The organism is Kribbella sp. VKM Ac-2568 (genome assembly GCF_004345365.1).
In the GTDB taxonomy this organism is placed as follows: domain Bacteria; phylum Actinomycetota; class Actinomycetes; order Propionibacteriales; family Kribbellaceae; genus Kribbella; species Kribbella orskensis.
The window spans coordinates 32063-58496 of the sequence record NZ_SLVF01000018.1 but is presented as its reverse complement, the minus strand read 5'-3'; the positions used below and the strand labels follow the sequence as shown (position 1 = coordinate 58496).

The following is a 26434-nucleotide window of genomic DNA, read 5'->3' as shown; positions in this document are numbered from 1 at the left end:
TCACCACGACCACCTTCCCAGCGTGGACCGGTTTCACAGCGTGGGATGAGGTTGACCACGTTGTCAGGTACTGACAAGACTCCCGACCTGTGAACGATCAAAAACTACGGGTCGGAGTCGTCGGTCTCGGCTTTGCCGGCCGGACCGCGCTGGAAGCGTTCTCGGAGCTGCCCGACGTCGAAGTGGTGGCGCTGGCAGGGCTCGAGACGGACACCCTGAAGAGCCTCGGCGCCACCCATCAGGTGCCGAACCTCTTCGAGAAGTGGGAGGACCTGCTCGCCGTCGACGGTCTGGACGCCGTCAGCATCGGCACCCCCACCCAGCTGCACGCGCCGATCACCCTCGCCGCGCTCGACAAGGGCCTGCACGTGCTCTGCGAGAAGCCGCTGGCCAGGACCGTGGCCGAGGGCGTCGCGATGGTCGAGGCGGCGAAGAAGTCCGGCAAGGTGCTGAAGGTGGTGTTCAACCACCGGGAGCGCGGCGATGTCGCCGTCCTCAAGCACCAGATCGAAGAGGGCCTGCTCGGCCGGATCTACTACGCCAAGGCGCACTGGATGCGCCGTAACGGCATTCCCGGCATGGGCGGCTGGTTCACCAACCGCGAGCTGTCCGGCGGCGGCCCGCTGATCGACCTCGGCGTGCACATCCTCGATATGGCCCTGCACCTGCTCGGCGAGCCGAAGGTGACAACGATCACGGCGAACACCTTCGCCGAGCTCGGCCCGCGCGGCCGGGGCAGCGCCAGCAGCGTGATCCGGCCGACCGTCGACACGCTCGGCTCCAAGTTCGAGGTGGAGGACCTGGCCACGGCGTACCTGCGGCTCGAGGGCGGCGGCGCATTGCAGCTGGAGACCAGCTGGGCGACCTACCGGGCACCGGGTGACAACTTCGGCATCGAGCTGTTCGGTACCGAGGGCGGCGCCAAGATCGACGTACAGAACTACACCAACACCGACACCCTGAAGATTTTCACCGACGTCGGCGGCGTGCCGGCCGAGGTCAAGCCCGCGACCGGGGCCGGGCTCGGCCACCGCGCGGTGGTGAGCGAGTTCGTCGCGATCGTGCTGAGCGGCGACTGGTCCGCGCACAACGGGTCCGAGGCACTCGTCCGGACCCAGGTCATCGATGCCGCCTACGCCTCGGCGCAGGCCGGACGAGAGGTAGTGCTGAATGACTGACCCGATCCGCGTCACCGTCTGGGGCGAGAACGTCCACGAGCAGGACGACGCCCAGGTGCAGAAGGTCTACCCCGACTCGATGCACGAGACGATCGCCGCCGGCCTGCGGGCCAAGCTCGGCCAGGACGTGGTGGTCCGGACCGCGTGGCTGCAGCAGCCCGAGCACGGGCTGACCGAGGAGGTCCTCGCCGACACCGACGTGCTCACCTGGTGGGGGCACCGCGCGCACGGCGACGTGGACGACGCGGTGGTCGACCGAGTCCAGCAGGCGGTGCTGTCCGGGATGGGCCTGATCGCGCTGCACTCCGCGCACTTCTCCAAGATCTTCATCAAGCTGATGGGCACCACCTGTTCGCTGGACTGGCGCAGCGAGAACGACCGGGAGCTGCTCTGGACGGTGGCTGCCGGGCACCCGATCGCTCAAGGAGTCCCGCACCCGCTGGTGATCGAGAAGGAGGAGATGTACGGCGAGCTGTTCGACATCCCGCAGCCGGACGAACTGGTCTTCATCAGCTCGTTCTCCGGTGGCGAGGTGTTCCGCTCCGGCTGCTGCTACCGCCGCGGCCAGGGCCGGGTGTTCTACTTCCGCCCGGGCGACCAGGACTTCCCGACCTACCACCAGCCGGAGATCCAGCAGATCATCGGCAACGCGGTCCGCTGGGCCGCTCCGGCCAGCCCCCGTCAGCTCCCGCAGGTGCACCACCGCAAGAACCCGGGCTGGTTCCAGGCGTCCTGACCACCGCTTCCCTGCCTGGGCCAGATAGGGTCCACGCATGGTAAACGTTGCGGCGATCTTCAAGGCGTACGACGTGCGTGGGGTCGTTCCGGACGAGCTGGACGAGTCGGTGGCCCGGGCGACCGGTGCCGCCCTCGTCGAGGTGCTGGACGTCCTGAGCGGTCCCGGCGCGGTCGTGATCGGTTACGACATGCGGCCGTCCAGCCCCGGGCTGGCGGCTGCCTTTGCCGAAGGAGTGACCAGCGCCGGTGCCGACGTGATCGACATCGGCCTGGCCTCCACGGACCTGCTGTACTTCGCCTCCGGCCGGCTCCAGCTGCCCGGCGCGATGTTCACCGCGAGCCACAACCCGGCGAGGTACAACGGGATCAAGATGTGCCGCGCGGGGGCCTCGCCGGTCGGTGCGGAGTCCGGCCTGCGCGACATCGAGGACCTGGTGGCCAAGTCCCTGGTCGACGGGCTCGGCACGGTCGCGGCGCCGGGCAAGGTCACCCACAAGGACCTGCTGACGGCGTACGCGGACTACATGCACGAGCTGGTCGACCTGTCCGGCATCCGGCCGCTGAAAGTGGTCGTCGACGCCGGCAACGGGATGGGCGGCCACACCGTGCCGGCCGTGTTCGCCACCGGCCCGGTCCAGATCGTGCCGCTGTACTTCGAGCTGGACGGCAACTTCCCGAACCACGAGGCCAACCCGCTGAACCCGAAGAACCTGGTCGACCTGCAGGCGAAGGTCCGCGAGACCGGCGCCGACCTGGGCCTGGCCTTCGACGGGGACGCCGACCGCTGCTTCGTGGTGGACGAGAAGGGCGCCCCGATCTCGCCGAGCGCAGTCACCGGCGCGGTCGCCGTCCGCGAGCTTGCCAAGCATCCCGGCTCGGTGGTGATCCACAACCTGATCACCTCCAAGGCGGTCCCCGAGCTCATCACCGAGCACGGCGGTACGCCGGTCCGCACCCGGGTCGGGCACTCCTTCATCAAGCAGAAGATGGCCGAGACCGACGCGGTGTTCGGCGGCGAGCACTCGGCGCACTACTACTTCCGCGACTTCTGGCGGGCCGACACGGGCATGCTCGCGGCGCTGCACGTGCTCGCCGCGCTGGGCGAGCAGGACAAGCCCGCCAGCGAGCTGTTCGCCGTCTACGAGCGCTACGTGGCCTCGGGTGAGATCAACAGCCGGGTGGACGACGCGGCCGCGACGGTCGCGGCGATCGAAGACACCTACGGCGACCGCGACGGCATTACCGTTGACCACCTGGACGGTCTGACCGTCGACGCAGGACAGTGGTGGTTCAACGTCCGCGCGTCCAACACCGAGCCGCTGCTGCGGCTCAACGTCGAGGCCGCAGACGCCGCCACTATGGAGCGTGTCCGCGACGAAGTCCTGGCCCTGATCACCGGTGCATCGAAGTAAAAGGAAAGTGATGACTCCTCCTAACATGAACCTGGACCCCGACCTGCTGAGCATCCTGGTCTGTCCGAAGTGCCGGTCGGAGTTCCGGGTCGACGACGAGGCGAGCGAGCTGGTCTGCACCAACGCGACCTGCGCGCTGGCCTACCCGGTCCGCGACGACATCCCGGTACTGCTGATCGACGAGGCCCGCGAGACCAAGAACGAGGCTCCCGAGAACGCATGAGCTCCTTCGACGACTCGCGGCTGGACGATCCAGCCGCTCTGCAGGCCACCGACCACCTGTTGCGCCGCCTGGCAGGGGCCGGGGCGCGGGTCCGGGCCGAGATCGACGCGTCCGAGGACGCGCTGTCCCAGCTGGGTTCCGACGGCTTCCGCCCGCGGGCGATCGTCGCCGCCGGCCGGGACGCCCGGCTGGTCCGTGCGGTGCTGGAGCCGGTCTGCCCGGTCCCGTTCGTGGCCTGGCCCGGTCCGGGGCTGCCCGGCTGGGCCGGTCCGCTGGACCTGGTGATCGTGCTCGACGGCACCACCGGCGATTCCGCGGCCATCTCCGCCGCCGCCGAAGCGGTACGTCGGGGCTGCGGGCTCATGGTGGCCTCGCCGGAGGACTCACCCGTGGACAAGGCCTCGGCGGGGTCGCGCCACGCGATCCGCCTGCCGTCCCAGTCCGACGACCAGCTGGCGGCTGCGGTCGCAGTACTGCAGGGGCTGCACCAGCTGGACCTCGGGCCTGCCGTGGACGCCAAGGCGGTCGCGGCGATGCTCGACGACGTCGCAATCGAGTGCTCACCCAACAACGAGGTCGCGTCGAACCCGGGCAAGGACCTGGCCCTGATGCTGGCCGACGCCCTCCCGCTGGTCTGGGGCGGTTCCGTGCTGGCCGCCCGGGCGGCTCGCCGCGTCGTGGAGGCCATCCGGCTCGCCAGTGGCCGTCCGGCGCTCGCGGCCGACGCGGGTCACCTGCTGCCGGTCCTCGCGAACCAGCCGCCGCGGGACGTGTTCGCGGACCCCTTCGACCAGCCCGAGGACCTCCGGCCCGGTCTGGTCATCCTGGACGACGGCATCGACGACCCGAGCGTGACGGAGACCCGTCGCCAGCTCGAGGACAAGGCCGAGCGGCACGACGTCCGGGTGCACGTGGTGACGCAGGCGAACGGCACGGACGTCGCCAGGTACGCCGCCCTCATGCAGCACGGCCGGTACGCCGCCGCCTACCTGGGTCTCGGCCTCGGGCGCTACGGCACGGCCGTCGAGGACTCAGCTGCCGGCTCGGGGAATCCCGCGGAGGATCCGGCGTGGTAGCTCGGCTCCAGAACACCATCCGGGACTACGCCTGGGGCTCGCGGACCGCGATCCCCGAGCTCACCGGGGTGGAACCGGACGGCTCCCCGCAGGCCGAGCTCTGGATGGGCGCGCACGAGTCGGCGCCCTCCGTGCTCCCCTCGGGCGAATCGCTCTACGACCTGGTCTCCTCGCGGCCGTCGGAGGTGCTCGGCGCCGAGGTCGCCGAGCAGTTCGACGGCAGGTTCCCGTTCCTGGCCAAGATCCTGGCCGCGGAGCAGCCGCTCTCGATCCAGGCGCACCCGTCCCGCGAGCAGGCGATCGACGGGTACGCGCGGGACGAGGCGGCGGGGATCCCGCGCGACGCGGCCGACCGCAACTACAAGGACGCCTGGCCGAAGCCGGAGATCCTGATCGCGCTCGGCCCGTTCGACGCGCTGGTCGGGTTCCGGCCGCTCGAGCAGACCATGGCGCTGCTGGAGGCCCTCGACGCCAAGGGACTCGACGACCTCACGGACCTGCTGCGGAACGGGAAACTGCAGGACGCGTTCACCGAGTTCATGGGCACCGACCGCGACGCGATCCGCCCGCTGGTCGCCGCTCTCGGGGAGGCCTGCCGCGCCTATCGGGGCGACACCTTCGCGCTGGAGGCCGACAGCCTGGAGAGGTTGTGCGAGGAGTTCCCGGACGACCCCGGAGTACTGGCCGCGCTGCTGCTGAACCGGGTCCGGCTCGAGCGGTTCCAGGCCGTCTACCTGCCGGCCGGGAACGTGCACGCGTACCTGCACGGCACCGGGTTCGAGGTGATGGCGAACTCGGACAACGTGCTGCGGGGTGGCCTGACCCGCAAGCACGTCGACGTCGCGGAGCTGGGGTCCGTGGTGGACTTCGAGCCGCTCGCCTCGCCGGTGCTGGAGGGAACCCCCGTCGCGCCGGGCATCACGGCGTACGAGACGGGCTGTGAGTACTTCGCCGTCCGCCGGATCGAGCTGACCGAGGACGGGCTGGAGGTGCCGGCAGCCGGGCCGCGGATCGTCGCCTGCGTCGACGGATCCGCCGTGGTAGGTGCCGAGGGCACCGAAGACGCCGTGGCCTTGTCTGCCGGGCAATCGGCGTTCCTCGAAGGACCCGAAGGACCCTGTACCCTGCGTGGTTCCGGCACGGCGTTCGTCGTGTCCGCTCGCTGAAACCCCCTGAAAAGCACGGAGGAACGGGCAAAATGGCTGGTGGCGGTAACAAAGCCGTCGTCGCGGCACTGCTGGCGAACACCGGTATCGCGATCACGAAGTTCGGCGCCTGGGCCCTGACCCAGTCGGCGTCGATGCTGGCCGAGTCGATCCACTCGCTGGCCGACGCCGGGAACCAGGTGCTGCTGCTGATCGGGGCGAAGCGGGCCAAGCGGGAGGCCGACGAGCTGCACCAGTTCGGCTTCGGGCGCGAGCGCTACGTCTACTCGTTCATCGTCGCGATCGTGCTGTTCAGCGTCGGTGGTCTCTTCGCGCTGTACGAGGGCTACCACAAGGTGCACGACCCGCACGGGATCGACGACTGGAAGTGGGTCCCGGTCGCGGTGCTGGTGGCCGCGATCATCATGGAGTCGTTCTCGTTCCGGACCGCGATCGTCGAGGCGAACAAGGTCCGCGGCCCGGTCCGGTGGGCCCGCTTCATCCGCAACGCCCGGGCACCTGAGCTGCCGGTCATCCTGCTGGAGGACTTCGCCGCCCTCACCGGTCTGGTGCTGGCGCTGATCGGCGTCGTGCTGACCCTTGTCACCGGCAACGGAGTCTTCGACGGCCTGGGCTCGATGGCGATCGGCGCGCTGCTGGTCTGCGTCGCGATCTTCCTGGCGATCGAGATGAAGTCGCTGCTGCTGGGCGAGTCCGCGACCCGCGAGGCGCAGCAGAAGATCGTCACCGCGATCGAGAGCGTGCCGGGCGTCCAGCGCCTGATCCACATCAAGACCCTGCACCTCGGCCCCGAGGAGGTCCTGGTCGCCGCCAAGGTCGCCGTCGAGCCGGACGCCGACGCCGCCTCCATCGCCGAGACCATCAACACCGCCGAGGTCGCCGTCCGCGAAGCCGAGCCGATGTCGGTCCACATCTACATCGAGCCCGACATCTACGTGGAGGGCCACCAGCCGGCCCCGCGCCCCGCGGTCCCCGAAGCTCCCGGCCACTGACTCGTCGTGCGAGGGTCAGCGGGGTCGGTGAGGTGGGGGTGGGAGGACGCCGGAGCGGCCCAGCCAGCGGAGGGCTCGTTCCCGGTCGATCTCGGCAGGGCTGGGGGGTGCGGAGAGGCGGCCGGTGCGGTAGCCGAGGTTGCGGATGTCGGCGGCTACCGAGGGTTCTGCCAGGGCTTTCAGAGCGAAGGCCAGGGCGGCGGGCGTCACCTCGTAGCGGTGTTCCAGCTCGAGGGCGAGCTTGACCGCGGCGAGGTCGCGGTCGTCGTACTGGCGCTGGGAGTTGCGGCCTGCCCGGGAGCGCGGCAGCAGGCCGAGCGCCTCCCGGTAGCGCAGCATGCGGGGGGTGGTGCCCAGCTGTTTGGCCGCTTCAGTGATGCGCATGCCACTCATCTTGACATTTCAGTGTCAGAAACGCCGCCCAGGCGATCAAATACCCTGCTTGCGCCCTCTAGGCTCTGGCAGGCAGGAAGCAATCACAGTCTTCAGGGGAGCGGAACGCATGACGTTCGATTACAAGGTGGCAGACCTCGGACTCGCTGAGTTCGGGCGCAAGGAGATCCGGCTGGCCGAGCACGAGATGCCGGGCCTGATGGCGATGCGCGCGCAGTACGGCGAGAGCAAGCCGCTGGCCGGCGCCAAGATCATGGGCTCGCTGCACATGACCATCCAGACCGCGGTGCTGATCGAGACGCTGGTCGCGCTCGGTGCCGAGGTCCGCTGGGTCTCCTGCAACATCTTCTCCACCCAGGACCACGCGGCCGCCGCGGTCGTCGTCGGTCCGAACGGTACGGCGGACGCCCCGCAGGGTGTCCCGGTCTTCGCCTGGAAGGGCGAGACGCTGGAGGAGTACTGGTGGTGCACCGAGCAGGCGCTCACCTGGCCGGGCAATGACGGCCCGAACATGATCCTCGACGACGGCGGCGACGCGACCATGCTCGTGCACAAGGGCACCGAGTTCGAGAAGGCCGGCGCCGTTCCGGATCCGTCGACCGCCGAGTCCGAGGAGTACGGCGTCGTGCTGTCGGTGCTGACCCGGACGCTGCAGGAGGACCCGCAGCGCTGGACCACCATCGGCCAGGGCATCAAGGGCGTCACCGAGGAGACCACCACCGGCGTGCACCGGCTGTACGAGATGCACAAGGCCGGCGCGCTGCTGTTCCCGGCGATCAACGTCAACGACTCGGTCACCAAGTCGAAGTTCGACAACAAGTACGGCTGCCGGCACTCGCTGATCGACGGCATCAACCGCGCCACCGACGTGCTGATCGGCGGCAAGGTCGCGGTCGTCTGCGGGTACGGCGACGTCGGCAAGGGCTGTGCGGAGTCGCTGCGTGGTCAGGGCGCCCGGGTGATCGTCACCGAGATCGACCCGATCTGCGCGCTGCAGGCGGCGATGGACGGCTACCAGGTCACCACCCTCGACGACGTCGTCGGCATCGCGGACATCTTCGTCACCACCACCGGCAACAAGGACGTCATCACCGCGGACCAGATGTCGCGGATGAAGCACCAGGCGATCGTCGGCAACATCGGCCACTTCGACAACGAGATCGACATGGCCGGGCTGTACAAGACGGCCGGCATCGAGCGGGTCACCATCAAGCCGCAGGTCGACGAGTTCCGCTTCGCCGACGGTCACACGGTGATCATCCTGTCCGAGGGCCGGCTGCTGAACCTCGGCAACGCGACCGGTCACCCGTCGTTCGTGATGTCGAACTCGTTCACCAACCAGGTGCTGGCCCAGATCGAGCTCTTCGCCAAGACCACCGAGTACCCGACCGACGTCTACGTGCTGCCCAAGCACCTGGACGAGATGGTCGCCCGCCTCCACCTCGACGCGCTCGGCGTGAAGCTGACCGAGCTCTCGAAGGAGCAGGCGGAGTACCTGGGTGTCCCGGTCGAGGGCCCGTACAAGTCGGACGCCTACCGCTACTGAGTTCCCGCAGTACCGCGTACGCACGCCAAGGCGCCCCGTTCTCCGAGCGGGGCGCCTTCGCCTTGTCCGGAGGGCTGTTCCCTGGCGGTCAGTAGCTCTGGCCGGGCTCGTTGCTGCCGGGTGCGTGCCAGCCGCCGGGGTTGACCACCGTGTCCTGCGGCCGAGGCGCAACTGGCGGTGGCGGCGAGTACGGCCCTTGCGGCGGTGTGGGGTAGGGCTGCGGGGCGCCGTACGGGCTGGGGGGTGCGTAGGGGGTGGCTGGGCCGAAGGGGCCGGTGTTGGTGCCGTAGGTGGGGCGCTGGGTGGCCAGGCGGGCGAGCTCGCGGCGGCGGCGCTCGGCCAGTACTGCGGACAGGAACGCGGGCGAGGAGATCGCCACCGGGGGCGAGGGCGCCGTGACTCCGCCGACGCGGAATGCGAGCGCATCCCCGAGCGCGACCTGCGCAGCCGGTTCCAGTTCGGTGTAGCGGGCCAGATACTCCCGCGAGGTGTTCGCCAGCTCATCGGACAGCCGCGACAACTCCAGAGACTGGGCCCACTGCACCAGGTGTCCCGGCACGAACAGCGGCGGTGATGCCATCGGCTGGTGCCGTTCGCGGATCACCACCGTGCCCGACACCATGTCGCCGATCCGCTTGCCCTGCTTGTTCATCAGGCTCGCCACGATCCCCGGGCAGGCGGCGAACCACGGCGCGAAGTCCACGAACAACCACAGCAGGTTCCGCACCAGCGCTTGCCGGAACCGGATCGAACTGCCGTCGTCGCGGACCACCTTCAGACCGAGCATCATCTTGCCGAGCGTCCGGCCGCGGGTCAGCGTCTCCATCAGCACCCGGTAGCCGATCAGCACCAGCAGCAGCACGATGAAGACGAGCGCGACCCCGAGCGCCTCGCTGGCGCCGCCGATCAGGAAGCCGAACAGCGACGTGAGCAGCACGACGATCACGATGCACTGGATGGTGAAGTCGATCGCACAGGCCAGCGCCCGGGTCGGCATCCTGGCGATGCGCACCTGGAGGACGACCGCTTCCCCCGTGACCAGCTGAGACACCGTTCCGCCCCCCTCTGCCGAAGACACTTCGTCCGGCTAGTCTGCCAGCGCAGGGAGCCAGAGCGAGCGACAGGAGGGGTGATGGACGTCGAGGCGTTCGTGTCCGTGCATCAACCCCAGTGGGATCGGCTGGCCCTGCTGACCCGCCGCCAGCGAAGGCTGAACGGCGCGGAGGCTGATGAGCTCGTACTGCTCTACCAGCGCGTCGGCACGCACCTGTCGGCGCTCAGAGCCGCCGGTGCGGACCCGGTGACCGTCGGCCGGTTGTCCGGCCTCATCGCGGACGCCCGCGGAGCGGTGACAGGCGCTCAAGCACCTGTTTGGCGGGACATCTCGCGGTACTTCCTGGTGAGCTTCCCCGCCGCGCTGTACGCGTCGCGCCGCTGGTGGCTCACCATCGGCCTGCTGTTCTACCTGGTCGCGGCGTGGATGGCCTGGCGGATCATCGCCCACCCGGAGGTGATCGAGTCGATCGCGACACCCGCGCAGATCCAGGAACTGGTCGACAAGGACTTCGCCGCCTACTACTCGGAGAACCCGGCCCAGGACTTCGCCCTCCGGATCTGGATCAACAACGCCACCATCAGCGCAGCGGTCCTGGCGATCGGGGTGCTGCTGATCCCGACCTTCTTCGTGCTCTGGAGCAACGCGGAGAACCTGGGCGTCACCGCGGGCCTGATGATCGGGAACGACCGGGCGAACGTGTTCTTCGGCCTGATCACACCGCACGGGCTGCTCGAGTTGACCGCCGTGTTCGTCGCCTCCGCGGCCGGGCTCCGGCTCGGCTGGGCCTGGATCGCACCCGGTCCGCGGACCCGGATGCAGGCGCTCGCCCAGACCGGGCGGGCCACCGTCGGAATGGCGATCGGCCTGGCCGTGGTGCTGCTGATCACCGGACTGATCGAGGCGTTCGTGACTCCCGCGCCGCTGCCGACCGCAGTACGGGTGGGAATCGGGGTGCTCGCGGAGGCGGCGTTCTTCGTCTACGTGTGGACTCTCGGTCGTCGCGCGGTTCTTGCGGGTGACTATGGCGATGTCGAGGCAGGCGACCGCGAGGCGAGTGCTCCCGTCTCAGCCTGACCTACCGTTTGCCGGTGGGTACGAGAAAGCAATGAGAACCGCCCAGCAAGCCCGGCAAAGCCGCGTGTACGACTACGCCATCACCGTCGGCCTGATCGCCTACGGTGTGGTGTACCTGCTGATCGCCTGGATCGCCCTGCAGGTCGCCTGGGGCAACTCGTCGGAGGAAGCCTCGCAACAGGGGGCTCTCAAGGAGCTGGCCAGCAAGCCGTTCGGTGAAGTGCTGCTCTGGATCGTCGCCATCGGCCTGTTCGTCCTGGTGATCTGGAAGGTGCTCGAACTCGCCTACGGCCACCTGGACACCGAGAAGAAGGTGTCCTCGATAGGGCGCGGCGTCGTCTACCTCGCGCTGGGCGTCAGCGCGGTCAAGGTCGCGATGGGCTCGAGCCAGTCCGGCACCAGCCAGTCGAGCGGTATGACCGCCAAGCTGATGGAGAACGACGCCGGCCGGGTGCTCGTGGTGATCGGCGGCCTGGTCCTCCTCGGCGTCGGCGTCCGGCAGATCTACAAGTCGGTGACGAAGAAGTTCCTCGAGGACCTGACCGGTGGCGTCTCGCGGTCGACCGTGATGCTCGGCCGGGCCGGCTATGCCGCCAAGGGGGTCGCGTTCATCACGATGGGCGTACTCTTCGCCTGGGCCGCGATCAGCTACGACCCGAAGAAGGCGGGCGGCCTCGACACGGCCCTGCGTACGTTGAAGGACCAGCCCTTCGGCACGGTGCTGCTCACCCTGGTGGCTCTCGGCCTCGCGTGCTTCGGCGTCTACTGCTTCGTCTGGTCCCGCAACCACAAGCGCTAGTCCGTACTGCGCCGGCGCGGGGTTCAGGCCGGTAGGTCGCGGTGGCGGAGGCCGGCCAGGCCGGCCTCCGCCAGCGCTGCGGCGATGGCCAGCAAGGCGATCACCGGCGTCGCGGCCATGCCGCCGCCCGGCAGGGCGGGGAGATGGGCGAACGGCGAGATGTCCATCACCCAGTCGTCGAGCTGGACCGCCGCACCGGCGATGCCGAGCAGCAGGCAGATCGCCGGCGCCACCCAGGCCGCGGGCGACAGCCGGGGAGCCAGTCCGACCAGAGCGATCGCCACCGCCGCCAGAACCCAGACCGCAGGCAGTTGGACCAGCGCGGCCTCGATCAGCCGGGGCACCTGGTGACCGACATCGCCCGCCGCGGCCCCGTAGGCAAGACCCGCGGTGAGTCCTGCCGCCAGCAGCGCAGCGGCCGGTCCGAGCAGGGCGAACACCAGATGGCTCGTTGCCCAGCGCAACCTTCCGATCGCGGTGGCGAGCACCGGCTCGGCCCGTCCGCTGGTCTCCTCGGCCCGCAATCGCAGCGTGGCCTGGACCGCGTAGGCGGCCGAGATCAACCCGACGATCGACATCACGCCGACGAAGTACGAGTCGATCAGTCCGGCCTTCCCGCCGATCCGGGCGAAGAAGTCCCTGGCCGCCTGGTCGTCGCGCATCAGGTCGCCGACCCCCTCGGCGACACCGCCGAACAACACGCCCAGCAAGGCGAAGGCGGAGACCCAGGCAGCCAGCAGCCCTCGGTGCAACCGCCATGCCAACGCGAGCGGAGTACGCAAGGACGGCGCTCCGGCCGCCGGACCGAGTCGCGCCGGCAGTAGCCCCGAGCCGACGTCACGCCTTGCGGACAAGGAGACCGCGACCGCCACGAGTACTCCGGTGACGGCGATGACGAGAACGGCGACTCCCCAGTGGTCGCCGCCGTACGGGCGGATCCGTTGCAGCCAGCCGATCGGCGACAACCAGGACAGCCAGGCCAGACCGCCGTCGGCGTGCGCACTGGTGTCACCCGTCGCGCGGAACGCGAACGCGGCACCGAGTACTGCGATCGCGATGCCGCGCGCAGTACTGGCGGCAGCCGTGAGCTGGGCGGCGACGGCTCCCACGGCCGCGAAGAACCAACCGCTGATGGCGAACTGGATGCCGAGGGCAACTGATCCGGCGAGGGGCAGGTCCTGGCTGGACATCCCCAGGACCAGCAGGACGGCCAGGAGCAGATTGGCGGCGAACACCGTGGCCAGGGCGGCGGCCAGAGGGGCATGCCGCCCGACCACGGTCGACCCGAGCAGTTCGCGACGACCAGTCTCCTCCTCGACCCGGGTATGGCGGATGACTGTGAGCAGGCTGATCAGCCCGACCATCACCGGCACGAACCCCCTTCAGTCGAAAGTGCTCTGAGGGACTCGGGGGCGATCCGCCTGATCGCAGCAAGTCCCTTCAGGCTGTGTGTTCCACCCGGGCTCCCCGGTAGCGCTCGACATCTGCTCGACCGTGGAGATCGACCTGCGGCCGGCGGGCGACCGACGTACGGCTGCCTGTGTGCTGGTAGGGGAGAGCTGACAGTTGCTGGAAGCAAATGATCTCTCGGTGGAGTTCGCCTCTCGCGGCCGGCGCGCCCGGGCCGCGGACGGAGTGACCCTGTCCGTCGGCTCGGGCGAGATCGTCGCACTGGAAGGAGAATCCGGCTGCGGCAAGACCACTCGCCCGGAGGTCGCGGCTGGCGGGTTCCACGGCGGCTGACGGCTTGTAAGGCGGCAGCGGGCGAACAAGCCGTCATCGGGGAGGCCGGTCGCGGGCCGGGAGCCGATGGGGCGCGCTTCAGGCCGTACCGCGATCCGGGAGGCGGATCGAGCGGCTTCGGCGACCCTTGTGTATGCACCAGCTGAGCGTTCGAGCCGCCCGGGCGTGCTCAGCTGGTGCACAAAGTGTCGGCATGGGGGCCACCGGCACCCTTGGGCAGAGGAGCTTCCCGGGCCTGTCGCCGCACCTCTGAGCGGCTCCGGGATAGCTGCGTTCCTTCCCTGGTCGGGCTTGAGATCCTCCCGCCGGCGCCGAGCCGCAGGTCGCCTGCCATTTCCCGGAGGTGCAGCAGAAGATCTGGGACTCCTCGTCGGGATGCGCGTGCGGCGGCGGTCCGCCACCGGCCGGTACGGTCGCCTCGATGAAGCCGAAGGCGCCGTTCGTCTGGGAGGCGCGGGCCTTGATCGTGTAGACGTCACCGGCCGCCCACACCGTCGGCCCTTCGCCGGACGGCACGTACAGCGCGCCGCGCTTGAACCAGGCGGGGTCGTCGTGCGGCAGATCGGACCAGGGGAAGCTCATCGCGGACTCTCGCATTTCAACGGGTTTGGTAGAACTTGGAATGACCTGGCCAGCCTGTCGGTGGTGCGTGATCTCGGCAAGAAGGCAGTTTCCGGGCGTGGGAATCATGGCCGTCGTCTCCACAGCCGGCGTGGTCCGTCCCGGGGATCCGCTGACCGTCGTACTGCGGCCAGAGCTCCACGAGCCGCTCGGGCTCGTCTAGGACCGGTCAGACTCTTCCGCTGGACGCTCAGGCAGAACAGAATGACTCTGGGTAGGCAGATCGGTGGGGGCCCCGGCCTGGCGCTGTTCGGACGACGGTGCCTGGCATGCTGTGTGCCCGGTCATGCATCACGGCCGAGGGGGTTCGATGACCAGGATTCTCGTCATTGACGACGAGCCGGATCTGCTGGGTTTTGTCGGCCACGCGCTGGAGGCCGAGGGCTATCACGTGCTGACCGCGATCGACAGCACCGAAGGGCTCCGGGTGGCGCTGACGACCAAGGTCGACCTGGTGGTCCTCGATCTGCTGATGCCGGGGCTCGACGGTCAGGCGGTGCTCACGGCCTTGATGGCGCACGACCCGACCACGCGGATCCTGGTCCTGTCCGCGACGGAGGACAAGCAGGCCCGGGTCGCCTGCCTCGAGGAGGGCGCGGTCGACTTCCTGGCCAAGCCGTTCCTGCTCCGCGAGCTGATCGCGCGGGTACGGTCGCGGCTGCTTGCCGAGCCGGTGGCCCGGCCGTCCGACGTGCTGCGGGTCGGGGCCATCGTCCTCAACACGCGCACCCGTCTGTTGCAGGTCGGCGGGCGGACGGCTGAGCTGTCGCAGCGCGAGTTCCTGCTGTTGCAGCACCTGATGCGAAACCCGGACATCGTGTGTTCGCGCCAGGAGTTGCTCTCGGAGGTCTGGGGCTACGACTTCGACCCGTCGACGAACCTCGTCGACGTCTGCGTCGGCCGGCTCCGGGCCAAGCTGCGCGACGACGTCATCCGGACGGTGCGCAATGTCGGTTATCAGCTACAAACAGCGTGACCAGAGCGCCGGAACCCCGGCGGCGCAGCAGACCAACCCTTGGCGTCTGACCACGCGCGGGGAGCAGTTGGTGGACGGCGCGCTGGCGGCCATCATCATCGCGATGCTGGTGCTGATGGTGAGGATGCCCGGTCAGGAGACGATTCCTTACCACATCCTCTTCCTGTCGCTCACCATCGTTTACGGCTTCAGGGTCTGGCCGCTGTGGCCGACCGTCCTGGTGACGCTCGCGGTGACGGGAGCGACCGGCTGGATCCTCGGCTCGCACGCCTTCAGCGGGATCATCGACCGGGCGGAGCTGGCGGAGGTGCCCCTGATGCCGGCGCTCTTCGTGGCGATGGTCTGGCACGCTCGCCGCCGGGTCGCCGCCCTGCGGCAGGTCGAGCTGATGGCCGACCAGCGCCGGGCCAGTCTGGAGCGCGAGCGCGGCTTCTTCCGGGACACCTCGCACGCCCTCCGTACGCCGCTGACGATCGCTCGCGGTCAGCTCGAACTCGCCGCCACCGGTCCGGTCCCGGCGGTCGAGAGCCAGCGCATCGGAATCGCCGTCCACCAGCTCGAGCGGATGTCCGCGTTGTCCGACCGGTTACTGGCACTCGCCCGGCTGGACGCCGGCGAAGAACTCGAGATGAGGCGTACGGACATCGGTGCGCTGGTCAGTCAGATCGGCCGGAACTGGAGTGCCGGTACCGATCGGCACTGGGTGGTGAGCTGCCTGCCGACGCGCGTAGTGGACTGCGATCCGGAGTGGATGGAGCTCGCGTTGGACGCGTTGATCGAGAACGCGGTGCACTACACCGGACCGAGCGACACCATCAGACTCGGCTGTATTGCGATGCCGGACCGGTACATGATCACGGTCGACGACTCAGGGCCGGGCATCCCGGCCGAGCAGCTCCCGCACGTGTTCGAGCGTTTCTGGCATCGCCGGCCGCCCGACGGCCCGATGGGTAGCGGTCTGGGCCTGCCGATGGCGAAGGCGGTGGCGGAGGCCCACGGGGGAGTACTCCGGGCGATGACCAGTCTGGACGGTGGCGCCAGGTTCGAGCTGACCGTGCCGACCGGACGGTGACGCGGCCCACTAAACAGGGCGATCGCGTACGGCGGCCGTCGGGGCAACCGGCCGCCGCACTCGTCAGCGGACGGTGACGTGCTCGACCTGGGCACCGCCGAGCAGCACGGTGACACTCGAACCCCGGCGGACCCAGTTCCCGGGATTCTCGAAGACCAGGTAGTAGGTCTCGCCCGCCGTGTATTTGCCGGTGTGGGCGTGGTTCATCAGCAGGTCGCGGACGACCAGGCCGGTTCGCTCCTCCACGACGGCCGGCGGCGTCGCGGCGTCGTGCACACTGTTCGCCAGGTTCGGGTCGAGCACCTGGAACCGGAGATCCAGCAATCCACCGCCGCCCGTCACAGCGACTTGGGTGATCCGTACTCCGCTGCGCCGAGCCAGCCCGTCGGCATCCACCGCGGTCCGTCCCCAGGCCACCTCGACGGCGGTTGCGGCCGGTGGTGTGGAGGAGGCCTTCCCTGGCCCGTACGTCAGCCAGACGGCCAATGCACCCGCAGCCAGCATGCTGCCGACCACGGCCCCCAGAACCAGCCGCGGCGCGCGAGTCATGGCTGGATGAAGGTCAGCATGCCGCCACCGGTCGCCGGCGTCGGCGAAGTACCGGTCTGAGGTCCGTTGGTCAGGTGCAGTTGCCGGTTGTACAGCGGGAATCCATGACTACTCGGCGGACTGCCGGCGGGCACGGTCACCACGGTGTCCTCAGTGGCACCGGCCGGGATCGTCTCCGTGCCGGCAGGGAAGGCGTTCGTCAGCAATCGGGCATCACGGGCGACGACCTGCTGATGCGTACCGAGCAGTGTCATCGACGTGTTGTCGTAGCCGGCGTTGAGGTACCGCAGCAGCACCCGCTGCCCAGCGGCCGCGCTGATCGGCGTGGTGTTCGGGTAGCCCTTCCCGTTGATCAGCCAGTACGTCGCCCGGTAGTTCTGCAGGTCGAACGTGTCCGGCGCCGCGTTGAAGGCCGGATCGATCGCCATCAGCACGAGGACCGCCTCGACGTCGTACGCCGTGCCGGGGGTGCCGTAGGCCTGACCGGGAACCGACGAGCGGACCAGGAGCGCGCCGGACAAGCCCATGGCCTCCTGCCGGCCCGCGTTGCCGCCGCTCTGGTAGAGGTAGGTGCCGGGCCGGCCGGCCGTGAAGGAGCGGCTGACAGCCGCGCCTGGGGCCGCGTCGGCCGGCCCGGGATCGAAGGTCACGCCGGGGATCTCGAAGGACACCGCGTGTCCGGGCGGCAGCGCGTTCCGGACCGTGATCGTGACCAGGTCGCCCTGGTCGACCGCGAGTTGCGGTCCGGGCAGGCTCGCGGTCGCGGAGCTGCAGTCACCCGTGGCAGCCGGGATGCCGAACCCCCAGATCGGGACCGTTCCGCCACCGGGTAGCGGGGCCGTTCCCGTGACGGCGCACAGCTCGATCGAGATCGTCGCGGCCGAGGCCGAACTGCCCACGCAGCTCAGGCCGAAGGTAGCCAGCAAGAGCACCACCAGGACCCGGGTCCTGCGGTGGACGGATGTACGCATCGCCCATCTCCTTTGCCGCTCGTGCCTGGTCATGGCGCGTCGTACACGATCTTCATCAGGTCGCCCCAGGTGGAGAACGCGACCGGTGCGGTGGGGGTGAAGCGCTGGGTGTGGACCAGCACCCGGATCTGCCCCTTGTACGAACCGGTGCCGATGTAGGCGTCGGCCGGTCCGGGCAGCGTCCAGGTCGAGCTCAGATCCGTCGACCCGACTGCTTGCGGCTGCGCAGGCGGTGCCGGCAACGTCGTCCAGCCCGTGGAAGTCGCGTTACTGCAGCCCCCGGCGCCTGCGATCGTCCAGTTGCAGACCTTGACTGTCTGCTGGGGGAAGTTGGAGGGCAGCACCGGGCAGGTGGCGGTGGTGGTGACACCGCAGTTGCGGCCCTTGTAGAGCACCTTGAGGTTCTGGCTACCGGCCGGGACACCGCCGAACGCGCCGTACCAGTCCGTGGCCAGTGCGGTCAGCGTGGAGCCGGTGACGTGGCCCGCGGCTGTCGTCCCCAGTTGGCCGCGAGCAACGGTCCAGGTGGTGGTTCCCTGCCCGGCGGTCACCTGCAGGATCTCGTTGTCGACGCGGACGAAGTACGGTCCGCTGGTCGGGAAGCCTGCCGCGGAGGCGACCGTGATGCTGGTCTGGGCAGCAGTGGTCGCTGTCGGTCGTGTCGTCGTCTTCGGGTTGACCTGGTAGTAGGTGCCGTCCGCCAGTCCGAGTGCGGTGACAGCTCCCGACTTGAGGGTGGCGCCGATCAGCCCTGTCGAGGTCGGCGAACCGAAGCAGCCGCCAGGCGGGTCGACCCTGAGCAGTGTGCCCATCCCGCCGAACCCCTGGTCGAAGTTGGTGAACTCGTTCAACGCGTGGCTGTGCAGCGGGAAGTACCACTCACCGCAGAGGTTCTGCGAGGTGGTGCCGACCGGCAGCGTGCCCTTGCTGCCCAGATACGGGCTGCCGCTGTACCAGGTGTTGCCGTCCTTGAAGAACAGGTTGCGGTAGTTCGGCTGAGCCACCGGCAGCGGGTTCGTGGCCGGGTCCCAGTTGTCCTGGTCGTCCCAGCGGAGCAGGTAGTCCTCGGTCTGTCCGGAACCGATCGTCTCGCCGAAGTGCTCGGTGGATGCGATCAGCCGGCCGTCCTGCGCGATCTGGCGGGTGTGATTACCGTGCGGGTGGAAGGGGTGATTCACAGCCCCGACGTTGATCATCCGGACCAGCGCCGGCCGGGCGTTCGTCGCCGTGTTGGGCTGGATCCGGACGAGCGAACCATAGGGCTGGTTCGGCAGCAGGGCCGAGCCGTTGTCCTGGATGGTGTCCGGGAACTCCCGGCCGTTGATGGCGAAGTACCTGTTCCGCAATGTGTTCACGTCGTACGTCGCGCCTACCTCGACGGCGTGGTGGAGATCGGGATCGATGTCACTCAGCAGCAGCAGGTACTCCCGCGCCGGGTCGAAACGGGTTCCGGTGTCGTAGGCGTAGTCGGCTCCGAGCGCCGGCCGGATCACCAGTGCGCCGGTCAATCCCATCTCGACCTGCTTGACGACGTCCGAGCCGCTCTCGTACAGATAGGTGCCCGGCTGACCCGCTACGAAGGTGTAGGTGACCGTGCCGCTCGTAGCGACCTCGGTCGTGAGCAGTCCCGGGGTTCCACCAGTGGCCGTGACGGTGGCGTCCTGGCCGGGAAACACGATGGAGGTTGCCTCGGGCAAGGTGTTGCTGAGGTGCACGACCACCGTCTGACCTTGCGTCGCGCACAGCACCGGACCCGGGCTCTGGAAGTGCCCGTTGTCCGGGGCGTCGGCGTTGGCGTAGCTCCACATGAAGACGCTGTTGCCGTCCGGGGTGTCGATGGTGCCCGACTTGGCGACCAGGTTGAACGTGTGGGTCGAGCCCGCCACGGTGCCCGGCGTACAGATCATGCCGATCGGTGGGGCGTCCGGCGGCAGCGCGCTCGCGTGCAGCGAGGCCGGTACTGCGACGCCGCCGGCCAGGGCCAGCGCGACCATCACCCGGCGGAAGCGTGGCATCGTCCTGCGTGTCATCGTCGCCTCCTGGTCAGACATAGGTCTGGCTCACGGCGGTCTGCGGGGGCAACGGGTTCTGGTACACCCGAACCTCGGTCATCATCCCGCTGGGGCCGGGCGCGCCGAGGCTGGACAACCTGCGCCAGTCCCGGTTCTTGAAGTAGTAGACGTTGTAGCTGCCCCGGCTGTCGGAGCCGGACGGCCGCGTTGCCGCATAGGCAGGAGCGTCGAACAGCACGTCCCTGGCCTCGCCGGGCCCGATGTACAGCGTGTTGGTCCAGTACGACGTGTCGACGGTGCCGTTGCGCAGCAGCGAGGCGTCCTGCCCGATCACGTGCATCGGCAGGCCGGGCAGTTGCATCGCATGCTGCTGGTAGCCCAGGTTCGCCAGCCGGAGCAGGACCCGGTCACCTGGGTTCACCTGGACCAGCGCCGAGTTCGGCAGGCTGTAGTCGGGCGCGTCATCGTAGTTCGCGTTCGGAGTGGCGATCCGCAGCGACGCGGGCAGCGCGGGGTCGTCGTTCGGCAACAGTGTCTGCGGATAGCAGCGGCCGTTCAGAGTGAACCACTGCGGCTCGTAGTCCGTGGCGATCGACTCTTGGATGTCGCGGTCGCCATCGTGGAAGGTGCTCCAGTACTCGTTCAGCAGAATCGCGAAGTGCCGGTCGTAGCCGGTCGACCCGTCACCGTCGTTGTAGGCGAAGTGGGAGAAACCCCCGATCGACGTACCGTCCTGGAGCGGGCGCACGAACACGATGCCGGTCATGCCCATCTGCACATGCTCGACGTCCTCGAAGTGGCAGTGGTACATGTACGTGCCCTCGCGGTGCGGCCGGTAGAAGTACGTCAATTGCCGGCTGATCGGTACCGCGACGGACACCTCGGGGACGCCGTCGTTCAGCGGTGACGGGGTGTCGAAGCCGTGCCAGTGGATCGTGTGCGAGTCGGTCAGGTCAGGGCGTTGCACCAGGCCGAGGTTGGTCAGGGTGATCTTGATGTCGTCGTTCTGCCGGAAGTCCAGCGTCGGTGCGCTGGTCTGCGCATGTCCCTTGTACTGCTGGACCAGCGCGTCGACGGTGGCCGTCGGACTGACCGGGATGAACCCGAAGATGTACAGCGGGTCGTTCTCCCGGCCAGGCACCACGACATACCCGTCGGTCGCGGCCAGGGCCAGCGTGGTGGTGGCCGCGGAGGCGGTCCCGACGGCCTGGATCACCCCGCCGGCGGCCAGGGTGCCCAGGGCACCGAGCCCGGTGGCCTTCAGGAAACCCCGGCGTCCCAGGCCGGCCTTCTGCGGTGCCATCGCGTCCTCCCTCGGAGCGCCTGCTCGCTGTTTGCTCATGGCAACTTCACGCTCGCTTCACGGCAACGGAACGGGTACGCCGGGCAGTTCGTCCGCACCGAGGTCCCAAGGAGTCCGGATCCGGAGTGTTCGCAGCTGCGGCCGGAACTGACTGTCGAAGTCGCCCAGCCCACCGAGTGCCGGCAGCGAACTCGGTGCCTGGATCCCGCCGCCTGTACAGGCGTTGAGAGCGGTGGCGGGTGCGGGCACAGCCGTGTTGGAGCACCGGACCCCCCGGTCCACCAGGGGAGTGCCTCCCTGCAGGTGGTAGTTCCCGGTCAGGCCGACCGGCGGATCGGCGCCGGTGATGGTGACGGCCGCGGTCTGGGGGTCGAGCCGGGAGCCGGACACGGTCAGCTCGAGCGTGAACGGTGTGACGAACAGCGGGTTGGTGCCGACGATGTTGCCCTGGCCGGCCGGCAGCGCGTGCTGGATCCCGTCCGGACCGAGGATCTGCCCGTTGGTCAGGTCGGAGTAGCGGGGTACGAAGGTGTCGGCGTTGTTCGTCGTGCCGTGCACCTCGAAGTCGATGAAACCTTCGTTCACCAGGGTCGCGCCCGGCCCGAAGCCGGTCAGGGTGAAGGCGTTGTTGTTCCAGAAGATGTCGTTGAACTGAGCCGTCGGCCTGGAGAAGTCCGGCCTGGTCGCGGCATTCGGGTACTGCGCGACGTAGCGGGCGTCGTTCTGCCAGAGCGGGTCGTTGCCCTCGGACGCGAGTCCGGCCGAGTGCGGGATCCCGATCGCCGAGTTCTCCGACGAGGCGGTGGACACGTTGTTGGCCACGGTGTTGTTGATGATCCGCACGTTCGACGAGTCATCGAGCAGCATGGCGCCACCGATGTCGGCCGAGCCGTTGTCGACGATCATGTTGTCGCGGAGGTTGATCGCGGCGTTCAGCGCGTCGAGCACGAACAACCCGCCGCCGTCGTCGGCGGAGTAGTTGCTCTGGATCAGGTTCTTGTCCAGGGACACCGCGCCGGTGCCGTCGCCGAGGGTGCCGCCGCCGACCGGGAGCTCCGACTCGATCGCCACGCCCGCGCCGGAGTCGACGGAGTCGTTGTAGTAGATCTGGTTGTCGTGGATGTTCCCGTTCGGGCTGAGCCCGATGTGGGAGACGCCCGCGCCGTAGTTGACGCTGAAGTTCGAGCAGACGATGTTTCTCGCCACCTCGTAGTCGTTCGAGCCGTAGAAGATGCCCACGCCGCCGGCCTGGGTCAGGCCACCGTTGCCGAGCACCCGGTTGTTGGCGATCCGGACGCCGTAGTTGTGGCCGTCGTGTGCGTAGGGCTGACCGACCCCGATGCCGCCGGCAACGACACCGGAGTTGTTCTCGAGCACGTTGTTCGTGAGCTGCTCGTTGTTGATCGAGGCCTGCAGCTGGATGCCGCCGGCGCCCTCACCCGACCCGGTCATCAGGGCGACACCGTCGACCCGGGACTGGTTGAAGGCCGGCTGGTTCAGCGTGGCCGTCACCGGCGTCAGGTTGTACGCCGCGGTGGTCTGGGCGACCACGGTCACGTCGGCGCCTCGCAGTACGGGGTGGGAAGGGTCGGCATACGGGCCGTGCGCGGTGACCAGGGCGTCGTAAGCCGTCGCGTTCTGCTGGAAGTAGCGGCCGTCGATCACCGAGCCGAGGACGTGGAACCGCGGGTCCTCCGGGTCACGCGCCTGGAACTCGTGCGCGCCGATGATGCCGCCCGGGCCCTTGCCCTGGATCTTCAGCGGCTTCCACACCAGCACGTTCTCGTTGTAGGTGCCGGGCTGCAGCACCAGCAGGCTCTTCGCCGGCGCCGCGTCGATGGCGGTCTGCAGCTGGTGGCCGGTCAGGGTCGGCGCCGCGACGTTCACCACATTCGGGTTGTAGGTGACGGTGTTGGTGCCGGTGCCGTTCGAGCCCATCACGTGCACGGTGATGCCGTTCGCGGTGGACACCCCGCCGTTGACGTCGGCAGTGGTCAGGGTCAGCTGCTTCGGCCCCGGCCGGAAGGTTGCATTGGGCAAGAGGTTTGCCGCTATGTTGGAGGCGAGCGCGGGCACGTTGATGACGATGGTGTCGGGCGTACCGGTGGTGCCGGACGTCCCGGGCGTCCAGCTGACGATGCCGCCGTTGGCTCTGGTCAGGGTCTGCACCTGGCCGTTGCGCGCGTCGGTCAGCGTCGCCCGCACGCCGGCGCCGCCGGTGGCCGTCCCTGTGGTCCCGATGAAGTCACCCTGGATGGTGATCTGGCGACTTCCGGTGGCCGGAACGACCGGTGTGGAGACCTGGAGCAGCTCGGGCCGGGCGGGAACGGCCGGATCCTCGCAGCCGGTGCCCGAGATCGGGTCGAGCGGCAGGTCGAGCTGTGTGGTCAGACCCGGCCAGGCCTCGGCCGGTGTCGTGGCGGTCAGCAGGTTCGGGTTGTAGCCCGCGTTCGGGGCGGCCTTGCTGCCGGGATCGTCCACCTTGACCAGGTACATGCCAGGGCAGGGGCCTTGCGGGATCGGGCAGTTGAGCGTTTCGGTGGACGGCACGAGCGCCTCGAAGGAGCCGTCCGGGCTGGTCGTCACGGTGGTGAGCAGCCGCCAGTTGTTGGCGTCGTACGGCAGGTTGACGTTGCCGCCGGGGCCGGCGGTGTCGACCCGGGCGTAGATGCCGACCGGGATGCCGCCGATCGGCCGCGGCTCGCCGTACCACGGCGACTGCGGGTTGCGCTCGAAGTAGATGTCGTTGAACACCTGGCCGACCAGGCGGCCCGGTTCGGCCACGTCGCCGATCCGGGTGTCGTCCGCGTTCTCGCCGTTCGGGTCGGTGAGGAAGTTGGTCATCAGGTTGAAGTCGGCGTTGGCGTTCTGGCTGTTCTGCAGCACGACCAGGCGCTTGTCGCACAGCGGTGCGTGCGCGCCGGCGACGCCGAAGTAGTTGCTGCGGGTCACCAGGGTCGACTGGTCGATGACGTGGTCGTCACCGGTACAGGGCGGTGGCGGGATGGCCGGGGTGAAGTGGTTGCCGAGGTCAACGTTCACGTCCTCCTCGCGGACCGGCCGGTAGAGACAGCCGGTGCCGTCGCCGGGGACGGCACCCTTGGCATGCGTGACCTGCTGGGAGCCGGCCGGGTTGCAGCTGCGCGTGTCGGTACCGTCCTTCGGCATCACCACGTGCGTGATGTACGTGCCGGCGACCAGGGGGGTTGGGTCGCCGCCACCTGTACAGGTGCCGTCGTCGGCTGCCAGGTCGTAGCCACTCGGGCAGAAGTCGGCGAAGGCGTAACCGCCGTCGAACGCGCCGTCCTTGGTCTGCTCACCGGTGATCGGGACCTCGAGACAGTTCGGCCCGATGGCCGGGTTCAGGGTGCTGCTGATATCAGCGCCGGTGGCGTCGCGGACGGCGCAGCCGGGGGCATAGGTGGCGGGGTCGGACGGTGGGGTGCCGCTCGGCTGGGTCCAGTGATCGGTCACGTACTTGTTCACGATGACGTCGTCGGCGGTGTTGGGCTCACCGTCCGGGCCGAGCGCCTCGAGGTAGACCGTGACGTCGGGGATCGCGGGCTCGTAGTCCTCGTGAGCCTGCATCCGCGCGTCGAACTCGTTGCGGGTGGTCGAGAAGTAGGTGATGCCGACGATCTGTCCCGGCGTACCGGCGGGATAGTCGGTCTTGCCCCAGTCGACCGTCGCGCGGTGTCCCTCGGTGAGCAACTGGTTGGTGAGCAGCGCGCCACCGAGGTCGGTCGGGATGTGCGTCACGATGCTCGGGTCGTACTCGTCGTGCACGGCCGCGCCGCTGACGCCGAACCGGGCGAAGCCCTGCTCGTTGACGATCCAGCGGCCGAGTGGTCCGCCCTCCGCCGTCGGGTACTGGTAATAGCCGGACGGGTTGGTGACAGTGGCCTCCTTGATCGAGCCGTCCCGCCACCGCTGGTCCATATCGGTGTTGGCGATACTGGGTTCACCGGAGTCGCGGACCCCGTTGCCGTTCAGGTCCTTGTAGACATGGCCGTCCAGCCAGCCGAACCAGCGGGACACCCCGAGTCCTTGTTCGTCCGGGCGGACCGGATCGGGATCGCCGACAGTGACTGTCTCACCGGCTCCCACTGTCACCGGGACGATTCGCATGATGTAGGACAACTGTTCGTCCCAGACCGCGAGGTTGTAACTGCCCGGCGGCACGTTCTGGATGTCGAAGTTGCCCTGGGCATCGCCCTGGTCGATGAACACGGTGCGGTCCGTGCTCGAGTCGCTCAGCGCCACGAACGGCTGCTCCACCGGCTCGCCGAGGGTGAGCTGGTCGAACGGCGGCCAGCCCTGCCAGTTGCGCGCCGTACCGGTGATCTCACCCGTGCCGGGGTCCGCGAACGGCTGCGGTGAGCAGACGAAGCCGAACCAGTAGGCGGTCCGGGCCGTCGGCGGCTCCCAGAGCTGCTCGCCGGGTGCGCCGGTGCCGTCGCTGCCTTCCTCGACGGGGGCGAGCAACTGGAGTCCACCGTCGATCGTGGTGGTCTGGTACCAGCGGCTGTCCGGGTTGCTGTTGCAGGGCTTGTCCGGTGGGTGCACGTCGATGAAGTAGGTCGCGGGACCGAGGTCGTTCAGCTGGGCGAAGCCGTCGCCGTTGGTCAGACACAGGCCACCACACAACGGCTGGTTGTTGTAGTCGACCGTGACGGCGCTGTGGGTCTGCTCCTCGAGCCCGACCTGGAAGCCGGTCAGGCCGCCCTCCTCCGTGTCGGGGGCGCCGTTGGCCCAGGCGTTGTCCTCGAAGACGAAGACCCGGATCTTGCCCAGTGGCAGGGGATGCGCCTCGCTCTGCACCGTCAGGTCGATGCGCGCGGTCAGGTTGCCGGTGACATCCGCGTCCGCGGGCAGGGTGATGTGCTTGCCCCACAGCTTGTGGTCCACCGCGCGGACCGAGATCAGGTACCGGCCGGCCGGCAGCGAGACGGTGTCGCGGACCTCGTTGCCCTCTCGCACGATCGGGCTGTTGCTCTCGGTGCTCAGCGCCTTGGGATCGTTCGGCAGCTTCGTGTTGTCGAGGTTGACCACATAGTTGAAGTGCGCCAGCGGCGTACCGGTGGGGAAGTCCCGGGCGTCGATGGTGACCTGACAGCCGCCGGACGGACAGGCGGCGGCTGCCTGCGCCTTCGGAGCGGCCAGCGGTCCCGACGAGCGCAGGGACGCGATTCCGGGCAGGAAGGCGAACACCATCGCGAAGATCACCAGCCGGGCGATCGACGACCGCTTCCGGTCGCGGCGGCCAGGACGCGCAGAGGTTGTTCGTTTCCACGAAGCTGCAGACATCGGATCCACCCTCCCGGTGGCAGGAGTCAGGGTGACACCCGCCTGGTGCTGACATCTGGCCCCGATCATCCGGCCGGCGGTGCTACCCCGGGTGCTGCATGACCGCTCCGTCATCCGCGGGTCATCGAGCGGTCAGGGAGGCGGGCGGTGGATGACGAACCCGTCATGAGGTGACGGTCCGGTCATGAACGGGCCGAACCACGACGGTGGTTCCTATCGTCGGGCT

22 protein-coding genes are annotated in these 26434 nt (G+C 68.8%); 13 read left to right on the top strand and 9 right to left on the bottom strand.

The window, feature by feature from the left end:
* Positions 1 to 89 precede the first annotated feature (89 nt).
* Genes EV648_RS37765 through EV648_RS37735 form a run of 7 tightly spaced genes read left to right on the top strand, consistent with a single transcriptional unit; the run spans position 90 to position 6785 of the window.
* Entirely contained in the window at positions 90 to 1178 is a 1089-nt protein-coding gene (locus EV648_RS37765; protein WP_132300510.1) for a Gfo/Idh/MocA family protein, read from the top strand.
* On the top strand, positions 1171 to 1914 hold the full coding sequence (locus EV648_RS37760; protein WP_132300508.1) for a ThuA domain-containing protein: 744 nt from the start codon (positions 1171 to 1173) through the stop codon (positions 1912 to 1914). Before EV648_RS37765 ends, EV648_RS37760 begins: the two co-directional genes overlap by 8 nt.
* 37 nt (positions 1915 to 1951) lie before the next feature.
* Positions 1952 to 3328, top strand: a complete 1377-nt coding sequence (locus EV648_RS37755; protein ID WP_132300506.1) for a phosphomannomutase/phosphoglucomutase — start codon at positions 1952 to 1954, stop codon at positions 3326 to 3328.
* Positions 3329 to 3353: 25 nt separating this feature from the next.
* Positions 3354 to 3551, top strand: a complete 198-nt coding sequence (locus tag EV648_RS37750) for a Trm112 family protein (RefSeq protein WP_132187628.1) — start codon at positions 3354 to 3356, stop codon at positions 3549 to 3551.
* Positions 3548 to 4627, top strand: a complete 1080-nt coding sequence (locus EV648_RS37745; protein WP_132300504.1) for an SIS domain-containing protein — start codon at positions 3548 to 3550, stop codon at positions 4625 to 4627. The genes EV648_RS37750 and EV648_RS37745 overlap by 4 nt, the downstream gene beginning before the upstream one ends.
* Positions 4621 to 5793: a mannose-6-phosphate isomerase, class I gene (gene manA / locus EV648_RS37740; protein ID WP_132300502.1), complete on the top strand. Its 1173-nt coding sequence runs from the start codon at positions 4621 to 4623 to the stop codon at positions 5791 to 5793. Before EV648_RS37745 ends, manA begins: the two co-directional genes overlap by 7 nt.
* Positions 5794 to 5825: 32 nt before the next feature.
* Entirely contained in the window at positions 5826 to 6785 is a 960-nt protein-coding gene (locus EV648_RS37735; RefSeq protein ID WP_132300500.1) for a cation diffusion facilitator family transporter, read from the top strand.
* Positions 6786 to 6800: 15 nt separating this feature from the next.
* On the opposite strand, the gene EV648_RS37730 is transcribed toward EV648_RS37735, so the two are convergent.
* Entirely contained in the window at positions 6801 to 7169 is a 369-nt protein-coding gene (locus EV648_RS37730; RefSeq protein ID WP_132300498.1) for a MerR family transcriptional regulator, read from the bottom strand.
* 118 nt (positions 7170 to 7287) lie between these two features.
* Here EV648_RS37730 and ahcY point away from each other — a divergent pair, with 118 nt between their 5' ends.
* Positions 7288 to 8724, top strand: a complete 1437-nt coding sequence (ahcY, locus tag EV648_RS37725) for an adenosylhomocysteinase (RefSeq protein WP_132300496.1) — start codon at positions 7288 to 7290, stop codon at positions 8722 to 8724.
* 88 nt (positions 8725 to 8812) lie between these two features.
* Here the strand turns inward: ahcY and EV648_RS37720 are convergent, their stop codons facing one another.
* Complete coding sequence (locus EV648_RS37720; RefSeq protein ID WP_241996008.1) at positions 8813 to 9775, bottom strand: RDD family protein; 963 nt, start codon at positions 9773 to 9775, stop codon at positions 8813 to 8815.
* Between the two features lie 81 nt (positions 9776 to 9856).
* Here EV648_RS37720 and EV648_RS37715 point away from each other — a divergent pair, with 81 nt between their 5' ends.
* Positions 9857 to 10855, top strand: a complete 999-nt coding sequence (locus EV648_RS37715) for a stage II sporulation protein M (protein WP_132300494.1) — start codon at positions 9857 to 9859, stop codon at positions 10853 to 10855.
* 31 nt (positions 10856 to 10886) lie between these two features.
* Complete coding sequence (locus EV648_RS37710; RefSeq protein WP_132300492.1) at positions 10887 to 11654, top strand: DUF1206 domain-containing protein; 768 nt, start codon at positions 10887 to 10889, stop codon at positions 11652 to 11654.
* Positions 11655 to 11677: 23 nt separating this feature from the next.
* Here EV648_RS37710 and EV648_RS37705 read toward each other — a convergent pair whose 3' ends face one another.
* A complete protein-coding gene (locus tag EV648_RS37705) occupies positions 11678 to 13027 on the bottom strand; it encodes an ABC transporter permease (RefSeq protein ID WP_132300490.1) in 1350 nt (449 codons plus the stop codon).
* Between the two features lie 217 nt (positions 13028 to 13244).
* Here EV648_RS37705 and EV648_RS37695 point away from each other — a divergent pair, with 217 nt between their 5' ends.
* Positions 13245 to 13397 carry a hypothetical protein gene (locus EV648_RS37695; protein ID WP_241996007.1) on the top strand — a complete coding sequence of 51 codons (153 nt, stop codon included), beginning with the start codon at positions 13245 to 13247 and terminating at the stop codon, positions 13395 to 13397.
* A gap of 78 nt (positions 13398 to 13475) precedes the next feature.
* Here EV648_RS37695 and EV648_RS43500 read toward each other — a convergent pair whose 3' ends face one another.
* On the bottom strand, positions 13476 to 13994 hold the full coding sequence (locus EV648_RS43500) for a hypothetical protein (protein ID WP_206751957.1): 519 nt from the start codon (positions 13992 to 13994) through the stop codon (positions 13476 to 13478).
* Between the two features lie 334 nt (positions 13995 to 14328).
* Between EV648_RS43500 and EV648_RS37685 the strand changes: the two genes are divergently transcribed.
* Together EV648_RS37685 and EV648_RS37680 are read left to right on the top strand one after the other, a co-directional pair.
* Positions 14329 to 14994, top strand: coding sequence for a response regulator transcription factor (locus EV648_RS37685; RefSeq protein WP_158294181.1), 666 nt, complete (start codon positions 14329 to 14331; stop codon positions 14992 to 14994).
* Complete coding sequence (locus EV648_RS37680) at positions 14966 to 16066, top strand: HAMP domain-containing sensor histidine kinase (RefSeq protein ID WP_132300486.1); 1101 nt, start codon at positions 14966 to 14968, stop codon at positions 16064 to 16066. Before EV648_RS37685 ends, EV648_RS37680 begins: the two co-directional genes overlap by 29 nt.
* A 63-nt stretch (positions 16067 to 16129) precedes the next feature.
* Here the strand turns inward: EV648_RS37680 and EV648_RS37675 are convergent, their stop codons facing one another.
* From EV648_RS37675 to EV648_RS37655, 5 genes are read right to left on the bottom strand one after another with little or no spacing between them, the layout of a single operon-like run.
* Positions 16130 to 16615, bottom strand: a complete 486-nt coding sequence (locus tag EV648_RS37675; RefSeq protein WP_132300484.1) for a hypothetical protein — start codon at positions 16613 to 16615, stop codon at positions 16130 to 16132.
* Positions 16612 to 17586, bottom strand: coding sequence for a multicopper oxidase domain-containing protein (locus tag EV648_RS37670; protein ID WP_158294180.1), 975 nt, complete (start codon positions 17584 to 17586; stop codon positions 16612 to 16614). The genes EV648_RS37675 and EV648_RS37670 overlap by 4 nt, the downstream gene beginning before the upstream one ends.
* Before the next feature lie 29 nt (positions 17587 to 17615).
* On the bottom strand, positions 17616 to 19616 hold the full coding sequence (locus EV648_RS37665; RefSeq protein WP_158294179.1) for a multicopper oxidase domain-containing protein: 2001 nt from the start codon (positions 19614 to 19616) through the stop codon (positions 17616 to 17618).
* A gap of 13 nt (positions 19617 to 19629) precedes the next feature.
* Positions 19630 to 20901, bottom strand: coding sequence for a multicopper oxidase domain-containing protein (locus EV648_RS37660; RefSeq protein WP_132300478.1), 1272 nt, complete (start codon positions 20899 to 20901; stop codon positions 19630 to 19632).
* Positions 20902 to 20958: 57 nt separating this feature from the next.
* Entirely contained in the window at positions 20959 to 26208 is a 5250-nt protein-coding gene (locus EV648_RS37655; protein WP_158294178.1) for a hypothetical protein, read from the bottom strand.
* Positions 26209 to 26434: the final 226 nt, after the last annotated feature.